The organism is Veillonella sp. 3627 (genome assembly GCF_003992195.1).
Lineage (GTDB): Bacteria > Bacillota > Negativicutes > Veillonellales > Veillonellaceae > F0422.
The window spans coordinates 26,567-45,831 of record NZ_RQVG01000007.1; the positions used below are offsets into that span (position 1 = coordinate 26,567).

The 19,265-nt window shown below is 39.9% G+C and carries 17 protein-coding genes and 1 other annotated feature (1 of these 18 cut by a window edge); of the genes, 1 reads left to right on the forward strand and 16 read right to left on the reverse strand.

The window, feature by feature from the left end:
* The first annotated feature begins 121 nt into the window (after nt 1-121).
* Complete coding sequence (gene metF / locus EO114_RS04705; RefSeq protein WP_127061809.1) at nt 122-1,003, forward strand: methylenetetrahydrofolate reductase [NAD(P)H]; 882 nt, start codon at nt 122-124, stop codon at nt 1,001-1,003.
* A gap of 211 nt (nt 1,004-1,214) precedes the next feature.
* Here the strand turns inward: metF and alr are convergent, their stop codons facing one another.
* The 16 genes from alr to EO114_RS04780 form a co-directional block, all read right to left on the reverse strand.
* On the reverse strand, nt 1,215-2,324 hold the full coding sequence (gene alr, locus EO114_RS04710) for an alanine racemase (RefSeq protein ID WP_062401058.1): 1,110 nt from the start codon (nt 2,322-2,324) through the stop codon (nt 1,215-1,217).
* A 264-nt stretch (nt 2,325-2,588) separates the two neighbouring features.
* On the reverse strand, nt 2,589-3,884 hold the full coding sequence (locus EO114_RS04715) for an SLC13 family permease (protein ID WP_126941053.1): 1,296 nt from the start codon (nt 3,882-3,884) through the stop codon (nt 2,589-2,591).
* A 51-nt stretch (nt 3,885-3,935) separates the two neighbouring features.
* A complete protein-coding gene (locus EO114_RS04720; protein ID WP_009352887.1) occupies nt 3,936-4,199 on the reverse strand; it encodes a hypothetical protein in 264 nt (87 codons plus the stop codon).
* Between the two features lie 143 nt (nt 4,200-4,342).
* A complete protein-coding gene (locus tag EO114_RS04725; RefSeq protein WP_009352994.1) occupies nt 4,343-5,458 on the reverse strand; it encodes a sodium ion-translocating decarboxylase subunit beta in 1,116 nt (371 codons plus the stop codon).
* 56 nt (nt 5,459-5,514) lie between these two features.
* Nucleotides 5,515-5,898, reverse strand: coding sequence for a biotin/lipoyl-containing protein (locus tag EO114_RS04730; protein ID WP_009352906.1), 384 nt, complete (start codon nt 5,896-5,898; stop codon nt 5,515-5,517).
* A gap of 59 nt (nt 5,899-5,957) precedes the next feature.
* A complete protein-coding gene (locus EO114_RS07850) occupies nt 5,958-6,122 on the reverse strand; it encodes a hypothetical protein (RefSeq protein WP_009352831.1) in 165 nt (54 codons plus the stop codon).
* 16 nt (nt 6,123-6,138) lie between these two features.
* Complete coding sequence (locus EO114_RS04735) at nt 6,139-6,465, reverse strand: OadG family protein (RefSeq protein WP_062401065.1); 327 nt, start codon at nt 6,463-6,465, stop codon at nt 6,139-6,141.
* Nucleotides 6,466-6,545: 80 nt separating this feature from the next.
* Nucleotides 6,546-8,075: a carboxyl transferase domain-containing protein gene (locus EO114_RS04740; protein WP_062401066.1), complete on the reverse strand. Its 1,530-nt coding sequence runs from the start codon at nt 8,073-8,075 to the stop codon at nt 6,546-6,548.
* A 36-nt stretch (nt 8,076-8,111) separates the two neighbouring features.
* The gene (gene mce, locus EO114_RS04745) at nt 8,112-8,534 is read right to left on the reverse strand and encodes a methylmalonyl-CoA epimerase (protein WP_009352819.1); all 423 of its coding nucleotides are present in this window, start codon (nt 8,532-8,534) and stop codon (nt 8,112-8,114) included.
* Nucleotides 8,535-8,635: 101 nt separating this feature from the next.
* The gene (gene meaB, locus EO114_RS04750) at nt 8,636-9,577 is read right to left on the reverse strand and encodes a methylmalonyl Co-A mutase-associated GTPase MeaB (protein ID WP_127061811.1); all 942 of its coding nucleotides are present in this window, start codon (nt 9,575-9,577) and stop codon (nt 8,636-8,638) included.
* 68 nt (nt 9,578-9,645) lie between these two features.
* On the reverse strand, nt 9,646-10,041 hold the full coding sequence (locus EO114_RS04755) for a cobalamin B12-binding domain-containing protein (protein WP_009352817.1): 396 nt from the start codon (nt 10,039-10,041) through the stop codon (nt 9,646-9,648).
* Between the two features lie 30 nt (nt 10,042-10,071).
* Complete coding sequence (locus EO114_RS04760) at nt 10,072-11,718, reverse strand: methylmalonyl-CoA mutase (RefSeq protein WP_126941051.1); 1,647 nt, start codon at nt 11,716-11,718, stop codon at nt 10,072-10,074.
* Nucleotides 11,719-11,739: 21 nt separating this feature from the next.
* Complete coding sequence (locus EO114_RS04765) at nt 11,740-13,248, reverse strand: acetyl-CoA hydrolase/transferase family protein (RefSeq protein WP_009352985.1); 1,509 nt, start codon at nt 13,246-13,248, stop codon at nt 11,740-11,742.
* Between the two features lie 665 nt (nt 13,249-13,913).
* A complete protein-coding gene (locus EO114_RS04770; RefSeq protein WP_127061813.1) occupies nt 13,914-15,140 on the reverse strand; it encodes an O-antigen ligase in 1,227 nt (408 codons plus the stop codon).
* The gene (locus EO114_RS04775) at nt 15,113-16,405 is read right to left on the reverse strand and encodes a folylpolyglutamate synthase/dihydrofolate synthase family protein (protein WP_127061815.1); all 1,293 of its coding nucleotides are present in this window, start codon (nt 16,403-16,405) and stop codon (nt 15,113-15,115) included. The genes EO114_RS04770 and EO114_RS04775 overlap by 28 nt, the downstream gene beginning before the upstream one ends.
* An 11-nt stretch (nt 16,406-16,416) precedes the next feature.
* The gene (locus EO114_RS04780) at nt 16,417-19,077 is read right to left on the reverse strand and encodes a valine--tRNA ligase (RefSeq protein WP_127061818.1); all 2,661 of its coding nucleotides are present in this window, start codon (nt 19,075-19,077) and stop codon (nt 16,417-16,419) included.
* A 98-nt stretch (nt 19,078-19,175) separates the two neighbouring features.
* Nucleotides 19,176-19,265, reverse strand: a binding site (T-box leader); it runs 121 nt beyond the window's last position.

Sequence of the window (19,265 nt, forward strand, 5' to 3'; positions counted from 1 at the left end):
TTTCATTACATTTCATTCTATAGCTTTTACCTATAACAAACTATATATATTAAGAATTGGTCTATATAGAAAAAAATTGGTATCATAAGAACATGTTTTACTGATATGAAAGGAACCAGCCATGAGCGAAACTATACAACAAAAACGACCAACATTATCTTACGAAATATTCCCTCCTAACACACAAGTAGGCGATGAAAAAATCATTACGGTCTTAGACGAATTAAAAAGTTTAAAACCAGAGTTCATCTCTGTTACCTGCAGTAATAAACAACGCAATATTGAAGAAACAACCATAAAGTTATCCAACTATGTGCAAAATACATTGCATATCCCTACAAAAGCTCATTTACCAGCTATTTATTTATCTAAAGAGCAAGTGCGCTCCGTTATTGATCAATTAGATCAACTAGGTATCCATAAGCTACTGGCACTTCGTGGTGATATTTTAGAAGACCTACCACCAGTAGGAGACTTCAAATATGCTTCAGAACTCGTACATTTTATAAAAGACTATGCTCCGCATTTTCAAATTTCTGGCGCTTGCTATCCAGAAGTACATCCAGACTCACCCAATCAATTACAGGACATTAAATTTCTAAAAGAAAAAGTAGATGCCGGCTGTGAACTATTAGTCACACAATTTTTCTTAGATAACAATGTATTCTACGATTTCCAAGAAAAATGCGCCTTAGCAGGTATTGATGTACCAATCTTAGCCGGAGTAATGCCTATCATCAACCGCAACCAAGCTTTGCGTCTATTAACAAGTAATGCTACCTCTATTCCACGCAAATTTAAAGCTATTTTAGACAAATATGAGCATGATCCAATCGCCCTTCGTGATGCTGGCCTTGCTTACGCCTTAAATCAAATCGTAGACCTTGTAACAGAAGGCGTATCTGGTATTCATCTATACACAATGAACCAATCTAATACAGCCTTATATATCGAAAATGCAGCACGTTCTTTATTTAGCTCTCCCATATATGAAAACCAATAAATAAGAAACTCTATATAGCCTACAATACGTATAGTATACATACAAATTACAATAAAAATGCTCTACCTAGTACCTCTCTCAAAGAGAACCTAAGTAGAGCATTCTTTTTATTCATCTTAATCTTATCATTGTAGTTACATTTATAGTTATATTGCTCAAAGGAGAGTGTAACAACATATCTCTAGTAAAAGGGGGTGTAACAAGATAGCCTCTAAATATAATGTCTTGGCACCCGTTCTGAGAAATTACAGAATATTTCATAAGGAATGGTCCCAACCAAATAAGCCAATTCAAGCGCTGTAATACTCTCTTGTCCTTGTTGTCCTAATAGCACAACAGCATCTCCTGGAGCTACGGTAATATGACTTGGTACTTTCACCATAAATTGGTCCATACAGATACGCCCTACTATAGGACAGCGTGTACCATGGATAAGCACAGATCCTTTATTAGACAACGCCCTAGGATATCCATCGGCATAACCCACAGGTATAGTAGCGATCGTTTCCTCAGCCATCGTTGTATAGGTACTTCCATAGCCGATAGATGACCCTTTGGGTAAATGTTGTACATGTACTACCTTACTATATAAACTCAAAGCTGGTTTCAATCCCAATCGATTAGGCACATCCATGGAAGGCATAATGCCATATTGAATAATACCTGGTCGAGCATCGTTAAATAAACTATCTCTTACTGCTAACAATCCAGCACTATTGGCTAAAGAAAAGCGATAATCCTCAGTACGATTGGCACGAATTAACTCCACCACATCTCGAAATTGTTGTACTTGTTGATTGGCATGAGTTTGATCCGCAGCATCCCCATTGGCTAGGTGTGTAAAAAATCCATCTACTCGTAAATATTCATAAGACTCTACTGTTTCTAAAAATGCTAATACATCATCTGGCTTACTACCGATACGATGCATACCTGTATCTACAGCAATAGCACACTCTACAATTGTTTCATGTCGACGAGCACATTCATCCAACGCTTCTAAATCAGTAGATTCACAAATGGCAGGTCTAGAATGCCCTTCTATCACTAAATCAAAGGATTGTGGCAACGTCAGACCTAATAGATAAATAGGTACCGTTATACCCGCCTCACGCAAAGGAATCGCCTCTTCTGGAAAAGCTACGGCTAGCGACTCATACCCTTCCTCTACGGCAATACGTCCTACCATAACACTACCATGTCCATACGCATTTGCTTTCACCACCGCAGTACTCGTGCACCACTCTGGTAAACAATCCTTAATTTTTCGTAAATTACTTCGTATTTGTGCTGTATCAATTTCTACATATGTAGGTCTCACACATTCACCTTCTTATTATTAGTATATAAAACCTAGTATTAACTACTATTTATTAAACTATTATAATAGCTCCTAACTATTCTAAATGATTATTTGCATTACTAATGTACCATGCTATAAAAGTATATGCAATCCTTTTAGAATATTTCTTTTAATACCTTTCATAAAAAGGACTGACTACAAAATCTTACAAACAAGATTCTGCGTCAGTCCTTATCTATTACCTATTTAATTTTGCATTATACCTAAGTAAAGTATGTTACATTATGGCATATTGAAAGGCCATACCATTGGAATCACGATAAGACTTACGATGAAGCAAACCAGGATTAATGGAGTACCTGCTTTCACATAGTCCATAAATTTGTAATTACCAGGTGTTAATACGATTGTATTAGGTGGTGTACCTACTGGTGTAGCAAATGCGCAAGATGCGGCAACGCCAATCGCCATAAGTACTGCATGAGGGCTTGCGCCCATTGCTTGAGCAATGGAGATACCAATTGGTGCTAACAATGCGCAAGATGCTGTATTGGACATAAATTGTGTTAATACACAAGATAAGATAAATAATACAGCTGTTGCAAAGTAAGGGCTTGGGTTATCACCCATAATGCTTACTACTGCATGAGCAATCATTTTACCAGCCCCAGAATCATTCATAGCCGCTGCTACTGGCATCATACCAGCAAATAAGAAAATAGTTACCCAGTCTATAGATTGATACGCTTGTTTTTCTTTCAAGCAACCAGCTAGTACGGCTAAGATAGCACCAACGATAGCTGCTAAGTGAAGTGGAACATTAATACCAATACTTTTCAATGGATCAGACAATGCCATGAATAATACAACACCTAATAAAATGATACCAGAGTACCACATTTTTTTAGGATCATTAGAAATTTCACTAGCATCTACTTCTTGTTCTACTTCAGCATCTGCATTACCATCATGTTTAGGTAAAAAATGTTTACCAATTGTTACCATGTAGATCATAAATGCAACTGTTAAAGGAATACCAATCCATGCAAATTCAAAGAAACCGAATTGAGGTAGTTTAGCTTGGCCTAATGCACCATTGATGATGATATTAGGAGGTGTACCCACTAAAGTGATGATACCACCAATCCCTGCAGCAAATGCCATAGGCATCAATTGACGGGATGCTGGAATTTTAGCAGATGCACAAATACCAATAACTACTGGCAATAACGCTGCTGCAGTACCTGTGTTAGAAAGCACAGAGGACATACCTGCTGTTACAAGCATCAAAGCAATCATAAGACCGTTTTCACTTTTACCTGCTTTATTAACAACGGAAATACCAATTTTTTGTGCTAAACCAGTATGGAATAATGCAGCACCAATAATAAACATACCTGCGAATAAAACTACTGTACTATCAGATAAACCACTAAATACTTGTTTCATAGGAATTACACCTAATAAACCAAGTGCCATAGCACCACCGATAGACGTAATTGCAAGTGGAATAATTTCTGTTACAAATAATAACGCCATTACACCAAGGACAATTAAGGTTTGTACAGCCGGATCCATAAGAATCAACTCCTCCCTAAGGGATACATTCCTTATTAGCCGCAAAACGCTTTAAAAAAAAGCGTATATAATATAGGAAGATAGGCCAATAAGAAATAACATAATCGCCGCTACTCCATACCCTTCTGCTGTACAAGGGTATCCAAAATGTAGCCACTCTCCAAGTAGGCCACGGCGGAGAAAAAAGCTATATGTTTTTCGTTTTTGAAACCATTTAGATTTTCGCTCTTCACCTAATAGGAGTGCGGTAATGATAAAAATAAAAAGCGCAATACAAATACAAGCAAAAACCTTTCCTTCGTCTGATAATATCATAGGCGTCACCTCATACATAATAAAAGTGAAAAAAGTCTGAGTATTTCTAAAGCGCTTTAAGACAAACTATATAGTTCATCATAAAAGTATCTGTAATAGCCTAGGCAACCCTTTTTGGCGGATTGCCTAGACACTGTTACAAATTATTTCATCATAGCAAGCATCGTACCAGCTGCTACAGCTGTACCGATAACACCTGCTACATTTGGCCCCATCGCATGCATTAATAGGAAGTTCGAAGGGTTTGCCTGTGAACCCACTACTTGCGATACGCGGGCTGCCATTGGCACCGCAGATACACCAGCAGAACCGATCAATGGGTTTGTTTTACCACCGTCTGCCCAGCACATTAATTTACCGAAGATGACACCACCAGCGGTACCACCGATGAAGGCAACTAAACCTAATACGATAATTTTAATGGTTTCTAAATTTAAGAAACTGTCTGCTGTCATTGTAAGACCTGTACCAGTAGCTAAGAAGATTGTTACTGTGTTAATTAAAGCGTTTTCAGAAGTATCTGCCAAACGAGCTGTTACACCAGATTCACGGAATAAGTTACCAAGCATCAACATGCCTAATAAAGAAGTGATCGGTGGTAACAACAAGGAAATGGAAATTGTCGCTACTACTGGGAAAACAACTTTTTCAAAACGAGTTACTTCACGCAATTGTTCCATTACGATTTCACGGTCTTTTTGAGTTGTAAATAACTTCATAACCGGAGGTTGAATCAATGGTACAAGAGACATATAGGAATATGCCGCTACTGCGATAGCACCTAATAACTCAGGAGCTAATTTTGAAGCTAAGTAAATGGATGTAGGACCGTCAGCACCACCGATGATACCGATAGCTGCTGCTTGTTTCGCAGTAAATCCAACCATCATCGCTCCACCAAGAGCCACGAATACGCCGATTTGAGCTGCTGCGCCTAATAATAATGTTTTAGGATTTGCAATGAGTGGACCGAAGTCAGTCATAGCACCTACCCCTAGGAAGATAAGAGGTGGGAAAATTTCGTATTTAATCCCTAATCCAATAAGGTTCATAACACCTTCATGGAAACCATTATTAGGAATATTAGCCAAAATACATCCAAATGCGATTGGACTCAACAATAGAGGTTCAAAGCCTTTCGCAAAAGCTAAATACAATAAGATAATTCCTACAAGGATCATGATACCATGACCCATTGTGAAACTAATAAAACCACTATCCACCCAAACAGAGTTGAGTGCAACAAGAAAAGCGTCCATATGGAGTTCCTCCTTAAGAAATAGAAGGGTTTAGTTTAAGCAGTATAAAGTTATGATTAGCCTAAAACAACTAAAGCGTCGCCAGTTGCTACAGTTTGGTTAGCTGCTACGCGAACTTCAGCTACTGTTGCATCATGTGGAGCATAGATTTCGTTTTGCATTTTCATAGCTTCTAAGATGCAAAGAAGATCGCCTTTTTTAACTGCTTGACCAGCTGTAACTGCTACGGATAAGATTTTACCTGGCATTGGGCATTTTACTGTTTCTGCGCCTGCTGGAACTGGAGCCGCTGCCGCTGCTGGAGCTGGAGCTGCTGCTGGAGCTGCTTTAGGAGCTGGAGCTGCTGCTTTAGGAGCTGCTGCTACTGGAGCTGCACCGCCAACTTCATTAACTTCTACTTCATAAACTGTACCGTTTACTGTAACATTGAACTTTTTCATTATAACTTCCTCCTGAATTACCTATTTGTAATGAAACTTTTTCATAAGCTTAGATTAGCTTATAGGGCCTGTAAACGACTAGCTAGTCGCCAAGAATTAGACACTACTGGGCGAATGGATGCAATTTGATTTTGCGAATAGCCCATAGCAACGATAGCACTGACAATAGCTGCTACAACTTCTGTTTCTTTGTTTGCAGCTTGTGCGTTGGTAGTCTTATTCATTAAGTTCTCCTCCAAACTATCTGGTTACATTCCTACCTAGCAGTCTACCGTCCAATTTCCAACCTGTGCTCACAATCGGTCTTACGGAAGCAATTTGTGATTTGGAATATCCCATCGCACATACTGCTGCCACAATGGCTGCAACCACTTCATCATGTTTTGTTGTGGTACTTGCCACACTAGGAGCTGTGGCTGATGGTACCTCTGCTACCTCAGCCTTAGTTGACTTTTTTTTTGTAGGATCTACTAGATAAATAATATGCATAAGCACGCCTAACAAAATTAGAACGGCGAATACAATTGTCATATTGATGGCCATAATTAGCCACGGATTATCTGTCATACTTTCACCTCATTAATAGAGAACCATGATAGTAGAATCATGCAAGAAGCAAAGTGTGTAGTATGCCTCTAGGAAATAGTTTATAGAGGGATATTACCGTGTTTTTTCGGAGCACGGGTTTCGCGTTTACTTGCCAACATTGCTAATGCATTGATGATAGCAGGACGAGTATGTTTAGGTTCAATTACCACGTCAACGAATCCACGTTCAGCAGCTTTGTATGGAGTTGCGAACTCTTCTACGTATTTAGCTGTTTTTTCATCTTTATCTTCATCGCGTTTGAAAATGATGTTCGCTGCACCAGCAGGTCCCATTACAGCAATTTCAGATGTAGGCCATGCATACACTTGGTCTGCACCCAAATCTTGGGAACACATTGCAAGGTAAGATCCACCATATGCTTTACGAGTGATAACAGTAATTTTAGGTACTGTTGCTTCAGAGTAAGCATATAACATTTTCGCACCGTGACGAATGATGCCGCCCCATTCTTGGTTTGTGCCCGGTAGGAAGCCCGGTACGTCAACGAAGTTTACAACAGGGATATTGAAAGCATCGCAGAAACGGATAAAGCGGGAAGATTTGTCGGATGCATTGATATCTAAGCAACCTGCCATTACGCGTGGTTGGTTAGCAATGATACCTACGCTTTGTCCAGCAAAACGTGCGAAACAGGTAATAATATTTTGTGCGTAGTGTGGTTGTACTTCATAGTATTCACCATTATCTACTGTTGCACGAATCACATCAAACATGTCGTAAGGCATATTTGGATTATCTGGAAGTAAAGTATTTAAACCTTCATCTTCACGAGCTGGGTCATCACCAGTATCAACTAATGGAGTATCTTCCATATTGTTGCTTGGTAAGAAGCTCAACAAGTAACGAATTTGTGCTAAGCAATCATCTTCGTTTTCTGTTGCAAAGTGAGCTACACCAGATACACTGTTATGAGCCATTGCACCACCAAGGTCTTCTGCTGTTACTTCTTCTGCTGTTACAGATTTGATAACTGCTGGACCAGTGATGAACATTTGAGATGTATGTTTAACCATGTAAATGAAGTCAGTTAATGCTGGAGAGTATACCGCACCACCTGCACATGGTCCCATGATAACGGAAATTTGTGGGATAACGCCAGAAGCGTTTGTGTTTTCAAAGAAGATTTTACCGTAGCCAGCTAATGCGTCTACTGCTTCTTGAATACGAGCTCCACCGGAGTCATTGATGCCGATAATAGGAGCACCCATTTTCATTGCCATACGTTGTGCTTTAACGATTTTAGCAGCATGCATTTCCCCAAGGGAGCCACCTTCTACTGTAAAGTCTTGAGCAAAAGCAAATACCAAACGTCCATCGATAGTACCGTAACCAGTCACTACGCCTTCACCTGGTAATTCTTTTTTCTCTTGACCGAAGTTCACACAACGATGTTTAACGAATTGATCTAATTCAACAAAGCTGTTTTCGTCGAATAATTTTTCAATACGTTCACGAGCTGTATATTTACCGCTCGCATGTTGTTTTTCTACGCGTTTTTCACCGCCACCTTGTTTAACAGTGGACAGCTTTTTGTGCAATAATTCAATTTTTTCCTGAACCGTTGCCATTTTACACCTCCATAGAATAATTACGGATATAGTTTATTATTTCATACGTTGGCAAAGTTCTAATAAAACACCGCCAGTAGCTTTTGGATGAAGGAATGCAATTGCAGATCCACCAGCACCATAGCGAGGTTCTTCGTCGATTAATTGAACACCTTTTGCTTTTAAGTCAGCAATCGCTGCTTTGATGTCATCAACGCGAAGCGCTACGTGTTGGATACCATTACGGCCACCATTTTTTTCGATGAAACGACCGATAGGGCCATCTGGAGTTGTAGATTCTAAGAACTCAAGTTCAGCATCACCGCAAGGGAAGAAGCTTACTTTTACTTTTTGCTCTTCAACTACTTCATCTTCTGGTAGATGTTCCATACCAAGTGCGTTTTTATAAAACTCTTTTGTTGCTGCCAAGTCAGATACACCGATACCGATGTGGTCTACTTGTAATACTTTGAATGCCATAATAACTCTCCTTTCAAATGAGCTGCAACTCGAAAGTGATTTTTGTCATCTTTCGATTACTTATATGATACCACGATATTAGATTTTTATCATTCTTTTTATTATCTTTTTAAGGACTTTTCTAATACCGCGTTAACAACACTATAAGGGTCATTAGTTCTATTATTAACAGCTGCTACATCTTGTTTGAAAGCGTCACTTTCAACCACATGTTCATGAACATAACGCATAATTTGCTCATTGATCATCGCTACAAGTTCATCATGCGTACGTTCTGCACGGCGAGCTGCTAATTCTCCACTATCTTCAAGATATTCAAAGTGTTCATCTAGTGCTTCCACTAATTCATCAACACCTTCATCTTTACTAGCGATAGTTCTCTTAATTGGTGGTCTCCAATCAAGTTCACGAGAATCTAAGTCTAGCATCATTTCAATTTCAACATTAAGCTTATCACAGCCATCGCGATCTGCTTTATTGATAGCGAATACGTCGCCAATCTCTAAAATACCCGCTTTGATTGCTTGGATATCATCACCTAAACCTGGTACCAATACAACCAATGTAGTATCTGCATTTTTAACGATATCTACTTCGGATTGTCCAACACCTACGGTTTCGATGATAACAAGATCCATACCAAATGCATCCATTAATTTAACAACATCTGCTGTTTTTTTAGATAATCCACCTAGGCTACCACGTGTACCCATACTACGGATAAATACATTTTCATTTAATGTCAAATCATTCATCCGAATACGGTCACCTAAAATAGCGCCGCCTGAGAATGGACTGGTCGGGTCAACAGCAACGATGCCGATTCTCTTACCTTGTTCTAGATAATGCTTAACCACTTTATCTGTCAATGTACTTTTACCAGCTCCTGGAGCACCTGTGATACCCAAGATACGAGCCTTACCAGTACGTGGATAGATAGATTTCATAATGTCGATCGCATTATCGTATTCATTTTCTACAGCCGTTATGGACCGAGCCAATGCAAGACGAGAACCTTCTAATAGTTCTTTGATTAAATCCATATTGTCACCGTCCCAATTATATATACGTCTAGGCTCGAACATACATGCCCGAGCCTAGCTCAAGTATATTATTTTACGTTAGCTTTGATGAATTCAATTACATCAGCTGTTGGAGTGCCTGGTGTGAATACTGCGGATACGCCAGCTTCTTTTAAGCCAGGAATATCAGCGTCAGGAATAACGCCACCACCAACTACTAATACATCGCCCATGCCTTTTTCTTTAAGCATTTCAACGATTTTAGGGAACAATGTGTTGTGCGCGCCAGAAAGAAGAGATAACGCAACTACGTTAACGTCCTCAGAAAGAGCAGCTTCAACGATTTGTTCTGGTGTTTGACGAAGACCTGTGTAGATAACTTCGAAACCAGCATCGCGAAGTGCGCGTGCTACTACTTTTGCACCACGGTCATGACCATCAAGACCTGGTTTTGCTACGATTACTCTGATACGTTTTTCTGCCATGATGTTATACCTCCAAATAGGTTCGATTAATTATAGTGTGGAATGAGCTTGGTATTCACCGAATACGCCGCGCAATACGTTACAAATTTCACCTAATGTAGCATATGTTTTAACGGCAGCCAAGATTAATGGCATCAAGTTTACAGATTCATCTTCTGCACCAGCTTTTAATGCTGCTAATGCTGCATCAACTGCTGCTTGATCACGGTCTGCACGAACTTGTTGTGTTTTCTTGGATTGGTTGATACCTACAGAAGCATCGATGCGAAGAAGACCTTCAACTGGTTTTTCCTCAACTTGGAATTTGTTAACACCTACGATTGTACGAAGGCCAGATTCCACTTCCATTTGCCATTTATAAGCAGACTCTTGGATTTCTTTTTGGATGTAACCTTTTTCGATAGCTTCAACAGCGCCACCCATTTCATCGATTTTTTGGATGTATGCTTTAGCTTCTTCATAGATAGCATTAGTCATAGCTTCTACATAGTAAGAACCACCCAATGGGTCAACTACGTCAGCTAAACCGGATTCGTAAGCAACGATTTGTTGAGTACGAAGAGCGATTTGTACAGATGCTTCAGTTGGAAGAGCTAATGCTTCGTCACGAGAGTTAGTATGTAAGGATTGAGTACCACCCATTACAGCAGCTGCAGTTTGAAGAGCAACACGAACGATGTTGTTGTCAACTTGTTGTGCAGTCAACATAGAACCAGCTGTTTGAGTATGTACACGTAACATCATAGATTTAGGTTTTTTAGCACCAAAACGTTCTTTCAAGATATGTGCCCATAGACGACGGGATGCACGGAATTTCGCAACTTCTTCTAATACGTTGTTGTGTGCGTTCCAGAAGAAGGATAAACGACCTGCAAAATCGTCAACTTCCAAGCCAGCTTTAAGAGCTGCTTCGATGTATGCAATACCATCAGCAATTGTGAAAGCGATTTCTTGCGCAGCAGTGGAACCAGCTTCACGAATATGGTAACCGGAGATGGAGATAGTATTCCATTTTGGCACATATTGAGAGCAATATTCGAAAATATTAGTGATTAAACGCATGGATGGTTTTGGAGGGAAGATGTAAGTTCCGCGAGCTGCGTACTCTTTCAAAATATCATTTTGAATTGTACCGCGAAGTTCAGTGGAAGGTACACCTTGTTTTTCAGCAACTGCAATGTACATAGCAAGAAGTACAGATGCAGGAGCGTTGATTGTCATAGAAGTGGAAACTTTACCTAAGTCGATACCTTGGAACAAGATTTCCATATCTTTTAAGGAGTCAATCGCAACACCTACTTTACCAACTTCGCCTTCAGCCATAGCGTCGTCAGAGTCATAACCGATTTGTGTTGGTAAGTCGAATGCGCAAGAAAGACCTGTTGCACCGGACTCGATTAAGTAACGATAACGTTTGTTGGACTCTTCAGCAGTTGCGAAACCAGCATACATACGCATTGTCCAGAAACGGCCACGGTACATAGTAGGTTGCACACCACGAGTGTAAGGATAGAATCCTGGGAATCCAAGATCACGTTCATAATCAAAACCTTCTAAATCAAGCGGTGTGTATACCGGTTGTTCTGGTAAGTTTTGACGAGCAGGTACTTTCTCACAGTTTTTAGCGTACGCTGCATCATATTCAGCAAGTTTGGCTTTTAAGTTGTCATTAGCCATGTTCATCATCCTCCTATAAAATTAACCTTGTTTTTTCATGCTTCCTGTTTCAGTGAAGCGTTTATGCCAAGAAAGAGCTTCATCTAATAAGATAGGTGTATGGGCGCCATTTGTCTTTTCAATAGCTCTTTCGAGGTAGTTAAGTAATTCTTGTTTGTAGTCTGGGTGAGCACAGTTTTCAATGATTTTGTATGCTCTTTCAATTGGAGCCAAACCACGAACATCGGCAATACCTTGTTCTGTACAGAATACTTGTACATCATGTTCTGTATGGTCAATGTGGGATACAAAAGGAACGATGGAACTGATGTCTCCGCCTTTTGCTACAGAGTTCGTACAGAAAATGGAGATATAACCATTTCGAGTGAAGTCCCCGGAACCACCGATACCATTCATCATTTTGCTACCCATGATATGAGTAGAGTTTACATTACCAAAGATATCGAATTCAATCGCTGTATTCATAGTGATAACACCAAGTCTACGAGCTAATCCAGGGTTATTGGAAATCTCTTGTGGGCGCAAGAGAATATGTTTGCTGTATTTTTCAATATTGTCATAGAAGCGTTTCAATCCATCTGGGGATGGGGATAATGCTGTACCAGAGCAATCTGTTACTTTACCTGCATCGATTAAGTCCAACATACCATCTTGGATAACTTCTGTGAAAATAGATAAGTTTGTGAAAGGACCTTCAGCCAAGCCAGACACAACAGCATTTGCTACAGAACCTACGCCAGATTGTAATGGCAATAAGTTTTCAGGTAAACGACCTGCTTTTACCTCTTCTAAGAAGAAGTTAATCAAATGTTGACTCATCGCTTTTGCATCATCATCGATTGGTGCTAGTGGACGAGTTGTGTCAGGTACATCACATGGAACGATAGCTACGATTTTCGCAGGATCACATGGGATGTAATCTGTTCCGATACGATCGCCAGCCGCTTTGATTGGGAATGGCTCACGATATGGAGGATCTTGTGGTTCATAGATATCGTGCATACCTACCAAAGACATTGGTTGAGATACGTTCACTTCTACGATAACTTTTTTAGCTTGGCTAACAAATGTTGGAGAATTACCAACGGATGTACTAGGAACGATACCACCATCTTCACGGATGCAAACCGCTTCAATGATAGCTACGTCAGTGTCACCGAAGAAACCATACCGGATTTGTTGAGCCATTTGGCTAAGGTGCATATCAATATAACGAATTTTTTGGCTATTCAAAGCTTTGCGAGTATCGTTATTTGTTTGATATGGGAAACGACGACGAATACCGTTTACACGAGTTAATGCTCCGTCTGCTTCATCACCAACTGATGCACCAGTCCAAAGATCAATTTGGAAAGGATCTGATTCCATGCGTTTTGCTAGAGCCAATGGCACTGCTTTAGGGTAACCAGATGGTGTAAAACCACTGATACCTACATGGTCTCCTGGATTAATCAATTTAGCTGCTTCTTCTGCTGTAGTAATTTTTGCTTGCAACGCTGCGCCTTGCACGCGATCTAAAATGTCGATCATACTACCATCTCCTTTAGTTTGAATGACTTATTCAGCTATCTAACAATCACACTATACATTCAATTCTTTTATTTCTATTATGAAAGAAATTTCTTACTTACAAAACTGTTATAGAAATATAAGATTAAATATCTACTCAAAGTGTGACATTTGTTAATTCTCATAAATACTACTCATTTTTCTTATTATTGTCAACCATATATGCAAATATATGCATAATAGGCATACAGAACAGATAAATCCAATGCGAGTATAACTTTTTGTTATACCCTTTATCTACCTATATCTATAAATGTTGGTGTAGTACAACTTTTTTCGATATTTCAACTCTTATGCATATACTCTATTTATGTTTATGCATTTCTACGTGTTATATTATTCATAACTAACAGTTATTTGCTTTTATTCTTTTTTGTTATTTCCCAAGTTATAGTTTTTTACTTTACTGTGTTAGTCCACTCAAAGCTATATAATTGATGATTCCTTTAACTTCAAAACAACAGTATCATTTTTCATATTTCTTAATTCAATATTCATACTCTTCTATAACAATTGATGTATGCAAATATTGTTATAGACAATATACAATCTAAACACAATGATTACCACATATAAAAAGTATAGAGATTGTCATAAGACCTTCTCTATACTTTTTAAGTTTTATATTATTTTTTATTTCGTATGACACTCATAGAAAAGCCTAATAGTTGCCACAAGACCATACTTACTTGCTGGCTATATAAAGCATGATCAAAGAGACCGCTTACCAAAACAACTACGGTAATCAAGGTCATACTATAGCGATATGGAATGGCAAGGTGCTTTTGTTTTTGCATATTTCTACTATGCCCTAATAAAATTGCTAACAACAAGCACAAGGAAATCGGGCCCGTTTCTGCAGCCACTTGCAAATATAAATTATGGGCATGATAGATTATGACCGTTGGATCTTGGATAAAATAATTATAGTCTGGATAGGTCATCCAAAATGCATCCCAACCAATACCAAAGATAGGAAAATCTTCTATCATGTACATAGTGCTATCCCATAATGCCCACCGGAGCATGACTGATGTATCTTGCCCACTAAAGAGCGACCACAATCGACTGGATACTTCCCCATGGTAAAAGAATAACACCAACGGCACTACTAGAAGAGCATATAATAATCTTCGCTCTACACAAATACCTGCCACAAATACAACAATAGCCAAACTAAGCCACATGCCTCTCGAATAGGTAAGGACAAGGCATAGTAGCATACATATGACAGCTAACGCCATGTAAGCAAAGCGTTTCCAATCTTTAGCTTTCAATACCTGTATCGTTCCTAATCCACCAACGGATAGGACAAACAATAAATACTCACCCAATAAATTAGGGTTCTGTAACGTCCCATACATGCGCCGCATGAGTCCTGGAAAATGAACATTATCCACCCATTCATGAATATGTTCCGGAGTCATATAAAAATACTGATATCCCGCACCTAAGCACACGAGAACTCCAGTCATACAAAATAAGGACAAAAACGTTTTCTGCCGTAATTCATTATCTATATAATATGTCATCAACCAATAGATACTGCCATACATACCTATATGGTAGAACCAGCTCATAGCCGACCATTGTATATTTATGGAATTAACGATAGAAAATCCCGTCCAAAGAATAAACCCCAGAACTGCCCATTGTAGCCAATGTAAGGCCCCAGAAAATCGTTGCCTATCAAACAACAATGCCAGTATCCCCGCCACAAGGACAAGAATATTGCCACCTATGGGTAATAAAGGAATGCATACGGTGGCTCCATAGAGGAGGTAGACTATCCATTGGTCCACAGATAGTCTACGTAGGGCATCCATTAGTGCCCCATTTCTTGGGCGAGCCATTGTTGCACGTCCCCAAGAATGTATAAGGATCCCACCACAGCGATGATATCGCCTTCCTTAGTTATTTTCATAGCATGGTCTAAGCCCTCTTGGATTGTCTCCATAGGATCTGCTTGGACGGGCATTTGTTTTGCCAACTGTTGCGGCGCAATGCCTCGTGGTGTTGGCGCTGGCACCGTAATAACACGGTCTTTTTGTCCCACTAAATAACTAACCATAGTCGATACATCTTTATCTTCCAAAATTGATAAAACCACAGTTTTCGCTTTTTCTGGATACAGTTCATTGAAAGTCATAGAAAAGGCTTCTGCTCCGCTCGCATTATGAGCCCCATCTAAAATGATTGTCCTGCCATGGACTTTGAAGGTTTCAAACCGTCCTGGCCAAGTAGCACGAGCTAAGCCTTCACGGTACGTTTCTTCGCTCACTGATTGTTCTTTGTCTTTCAGGATTTGCAATACCCTTGCTGCACACGCTAAATTCAGGGCTTGATGGATACCATGCATAGAAGTAAAGAGCATGTCTTTATGTCCTTCTTTATCTTTTACAGTAATCATTTGTCCCATCGCCATCGCACTGCGACTATCGATGGTAAAGTCCTCATTGAACACATGGTAGGTCACGCCTAGAGAACGAGCCGTTTCCTTGATCACATCTAGAGCGCTCCCTTGAGCTGCTGTTACAAGAGGTACTCCTTGTTTGATGATACCTGCTTTATGGCGGGCAATCTCCTCTACGGTATCTCCACAGTACGCTTGATGGTCAATGGTCACATTTGTAATTACTGCCACTTCTGGAGTGATGACATTCGTAGAGTCTAGTAATCCACCTAAGCCTACTTCGATAACGGCATAGTCCACACCTTGTTCTTGGAAGAATAGGAATGCTGCTGCCGTCAAGATTTCAAATTGAGTAGGTGCTTCCACACCGCGATCCATAATGGTTTTCACAGCATAGCTTACACGTTCAATCAAATCAGCAAAGGCCTCTTCTGTAATACAGGCTGTGTTCACACGCATGCGTTCCGTATAGGATTGCAGATGCGGGGACGTAAATGTCCCCACTCGAAGGCCACTCATATACAAGCCATAGGTAATATAAGTAGAAACAGATCCTTTCCCATTTGTTCCTGTGACATGGATCGTTTTATATGTATATTGTGGATTTCCTAGCTCTTCTAATAGCGCTGTAATCCGTTCTAATCCTGGATGAATCCCAAAGGAGGCTACCTCTTCTAGGTAGGCAATCGCTTCCGTATAATTCATGATGGATCTCCTTATGCTAATGTTTTTAAGAACTCTTCACGTTCGTTCAAGGCTTGTTGTTTTTGTTTGTATTCTTCCAATTTTTCTTTTTCTTTCGCTACTACTGCTTCAGGGGCTTTCGCTAAGAATCCTTGGTTATTCAATTTACCTTCTAAACGAGCGATTTCTTTCAATACTGTGGCTTGTTCTTTGGCGATACGTTCTTTTTCTTTGTCTGCGTCAATTAAATCCTTCAACAACAAGTACACTTCTAACCCGTTCACCACGGTTACTGTAGCATTTTCTGGTTTTGGCGCATCTGGTGAAAGTACTGTCACTTTTTCTGCCCAACCTAAGGTATGGAAGTAATCCCCATGGGTTTCTAAGATACCTTTCAATTCTTCTGTAGCAGGCACTAAGATAACTTCAGAACGTTTACCCATTGGTACATTCATTTCTGCACGCATGTTACGGATACCTTTGATGCCGTCCATCATCACATTCATATGAGCCGCTGCAGATCCAAAACCTTCCATGGATAATGTACTTGGCCATGGAGCAACCATGATGCTCTCCCCTTCATGTGGCAAGTGTTGCCAAATATGTTCTGTTACAAATGGCATGAATGGGTGCAATAATTCCATCATATGACGAAGAATGGATACCAATAGGTATTGAGCTGTTTGACGGTCACGGCCACCTTCTTTGTTGTACAAACGAGGTTTCGCCAATTCAATGTACCAGTCGCAATATGTATTCCAAATGAAATCGTATACAGCGCTCGCTGCTTCCCCTAATTCAAATTTATCAAGGTTATTCGTAATGTTTGTGACTGTTTTATTGTATTCTTCTAGAATCCATTTATCTGCTAAGGTATAATCTTCTGCGCTTGGTACGAAGCTTTCATCAAAACCTTCTAAGTTCATCAACACAAATTTAGATGCATTCCAAATTTTGTTAGCGAAATTACGGTTCGCTTCCACACGTTCCATGTAGAAACGCATATCGTTACCAGGTGTATTACCTGTTACCAAGGTAAAGCGCAACGCATCGGCACCGTATTCTTCGATCACTTCTAATGGATTGATACCATTGCCCAAGGATTTACTCATTTTGCGACCTTGGCTATCACGTACTAGGCCATGAATGAATACGTGTTTGAAAGGAATTTCTTTTTTAAATTCTAAGCCCATGAAAATCATACGAGCTACCCAGAAGAAGATGATGTCGTAGCCTGTTACCATAACACTAGTTGGGTACCAATGTTTCACTTCCTCTGTATTTTCAGGCCAACCCATTGTAGCAAATGGCCATAACGCAGAGCTGAACCATGTATCTAATACGTCTGGATCTTGTTCTACTTTGCCATGGCAATGTGGACATTCTGTCAATGTTTCTGTCGTTACAATCGTTTCCCCACAGTCTTGGCAGTACCATGCTGGGATACGATGTCCCCACCACAATTGACGAGAAATACACCAATCGCGAATAGACTCTAACCAGTTGGTATATGTTTTAGTAAAGCGTTCTGGTACAAATTCAATAGATTTGTCACGTACCACTTCTAAAGCAGGTTTTGCCAATGGTTCCATAGATACAAACCATTGTTTCGATACCATAGGTTCTACTGTTGTGTTACAACGAGAACAATGACCTACACTATGCCCATGTTCTTCCACTTTTTCTAATAAACCTTGCGCCTCTAATTCTGCTACTACTTGTTTACGCGCTAATTCACGAGGCATATTTACAAAGTGACCTGCTCCTGCATTCATGGTGCCATCCGGGTTCATCACCACAATACTTTCTAAATTATGGCGTTGTCCCATTTCAAAGTCATTAGGGTCATGAGCTGGTGTAATTTTTACGCAACCAGTACCGAAAGATTGATCTACGTATTCATCGGCAATGATTGGGATATGACGATTCACGAATGGAAGCAATAATTCTTTGCCTACTAAATGGGCATAGCGCTCGTCGTTAGGGTTCACCGCTACGGCTACGTCACCAAACATCGTTTCAGGGCGTGTGGTAGCTACTGTTAAAAATACATCTTCTTCCCCGATCACAGGATATTTAATATGCCATAAATGACCATTTTCATCTTCGTGTTCTACTTCGATATCGGATAAAGCTGTCAAACAATTAGGGCACCAGTTAGTGATGCGTTCTCCACGATAGATTAAACCTTTTTCGTATAACTCTACGAATACTTTTAATACTGCTTCATGGTAACCTTCATCCAAGGTAAAACGCTCTCTCGTCCAGTCACAAGAAGCACCTAAACTACGGATTTGTTTTACGATGGTGCTACCGTACTCTTGTTTCCACTCCCATACACGTTTCAAGAACTCTTCACGACCTAAATCATGACGAGATTTTCCCTCTGTTTTCATGATATTTTCTTCTACTTTTACTTGCGTTGCAATCCCTGCATGGTCTGTACCAGGCATCCACAACACGTTGTAGCCTTGCATACGTTTCGTACGAATCAAAATATCTTGCAAGGTGTTATCAAGGGCATGACCCATGTGCAATTGACCTGTTACATTCGGCGGCGGTAACACAATACTGAAAGGCTCTTTATTCGTATCTACTTCCTCGTGAAAGTAACCTTTCTCTTCCCAATATGTGTACCATTGTTGTTCAATCTCCTTTGGATTGTAGGTTGTCAAATTTTTATATTCTTTCATATGTCCTCCTATGTATTGGTTATATCACTAGGTTATCACTGTTCTGTACAGCAAAACTGTGAATATCCCTCCCATATATACAAAAAAGACCCCTCGTCCGTTAGGACGAAAGGATCTATACTTCCGCGGTACCACCTAGATTATTGCCGTAGCAATCACTCATTATCGTTAACGCTGATCAGCGGGCA

Coding starts and splice junctions, on each gene's coding strand:
- metF (WP_127061809.1), top strand. CDS start 122: ATGAGCGAAACTATACAACAAAAACGACCAACATTATCTTACGAAATA.
- EO114_RS04715 (WP_126941053.1), bottom strand. CDS start 3,884: ATGGATCCGGCTGTACAAACCTTAATTGTCCTTGGTGTAATGGCGTTA.
- EO114_RS04720 (WP_009352887.1), bottom strand. CDS start 4,199: ATGATATTATCAGACGAAGGAAAGGTTTTTGCTTGTATTTGTATTGCG.
- EO114_RS04725 (WP_009352994.1), bottom strand. CDS start 5,458: ATGGACGCTTTTCTTGTTGCACTCAACTCTGTTTGGGTGGATAGTGGT.
- EO114_RS04730 (WP_009352906.1), bottom strand. CDS start 5,898: ATGAAAAAGTTCAATGTTACAGTAAACGGTACAGTTTATGAAGTAGAA.
- EO114_RS07850 (WP_009352831.1), bottom strand. CDS start 6,122: ATGAATAAGACTACCAACGCACAAGCTGCAAACAAAGAAACAGAAGTT.
- EO114_RS04735 (WP_062401065.1), bottom strand. CDS start 6,465: ATGACAGATAATCCGTGGCTAATTATGGCCATCAATATGACAATTGTA.
- EO114_RS04740 (WP_062401066.1), bottom strand. CDS start 8,075: ATGGCAACGGTTCAGGAAAAAATTGAATTATTGCACAAAAAGCTGTCC.
- mce (WP_009352819.1), bottom strand. CDS start 8,534: ATGGCATTCAAAGTATTACAAGTAGACCACATCGGTATCGGTGTATCT.
- meaB (WP_127061811.1), bottom strand. CDS start 9,577: ATGGATTTAATCAAAGAACTATTAGAAGGTTCTCGTCTTGCATTGGCT.
- EO114_RS04755 (WP_009352817.1), bottom strand. CDS start 10,041: ATGGCAGAAAAACGTATCAGAGTAATCGTAGCAAAACCAGGTCTTGAT.
- EO114_RS04760 (WP_126941051.1), bottom strand. CDS start 11,718: ATGGCTAATGACAACTTAAAAGCCAAACTTGCTGAATATGATGCAGCG.
- EO114_RS04765 (WP_009352985.1), bottom strand. CDS start 13,248: ATGATCGACATTTTAGATCGCGTGCAAGGCGCAGCGTTGCAAGCAAAA.
- EO114_RS04770 (WP_127061813.1), bottom strand. CDS start 15,140: ATGGCTCGCCCAAGAAATGGGGCACTAATGGATGCCCTACGTAGACTA.
- EO114_RS04775 (WP_127061815.1), bottom strand. CDS start 16,405: ATGAATTATACGGAAGCGATTGCCTACCTAGAAGAGGTAGCCTCCTTT.
- EO114_RS04780 (WP_127061818.1), bottom strand. CDS start 19,077: ATGAAAGAATATAAAAATTTGACAACCTACAATCCAAAGGAGATTGAA.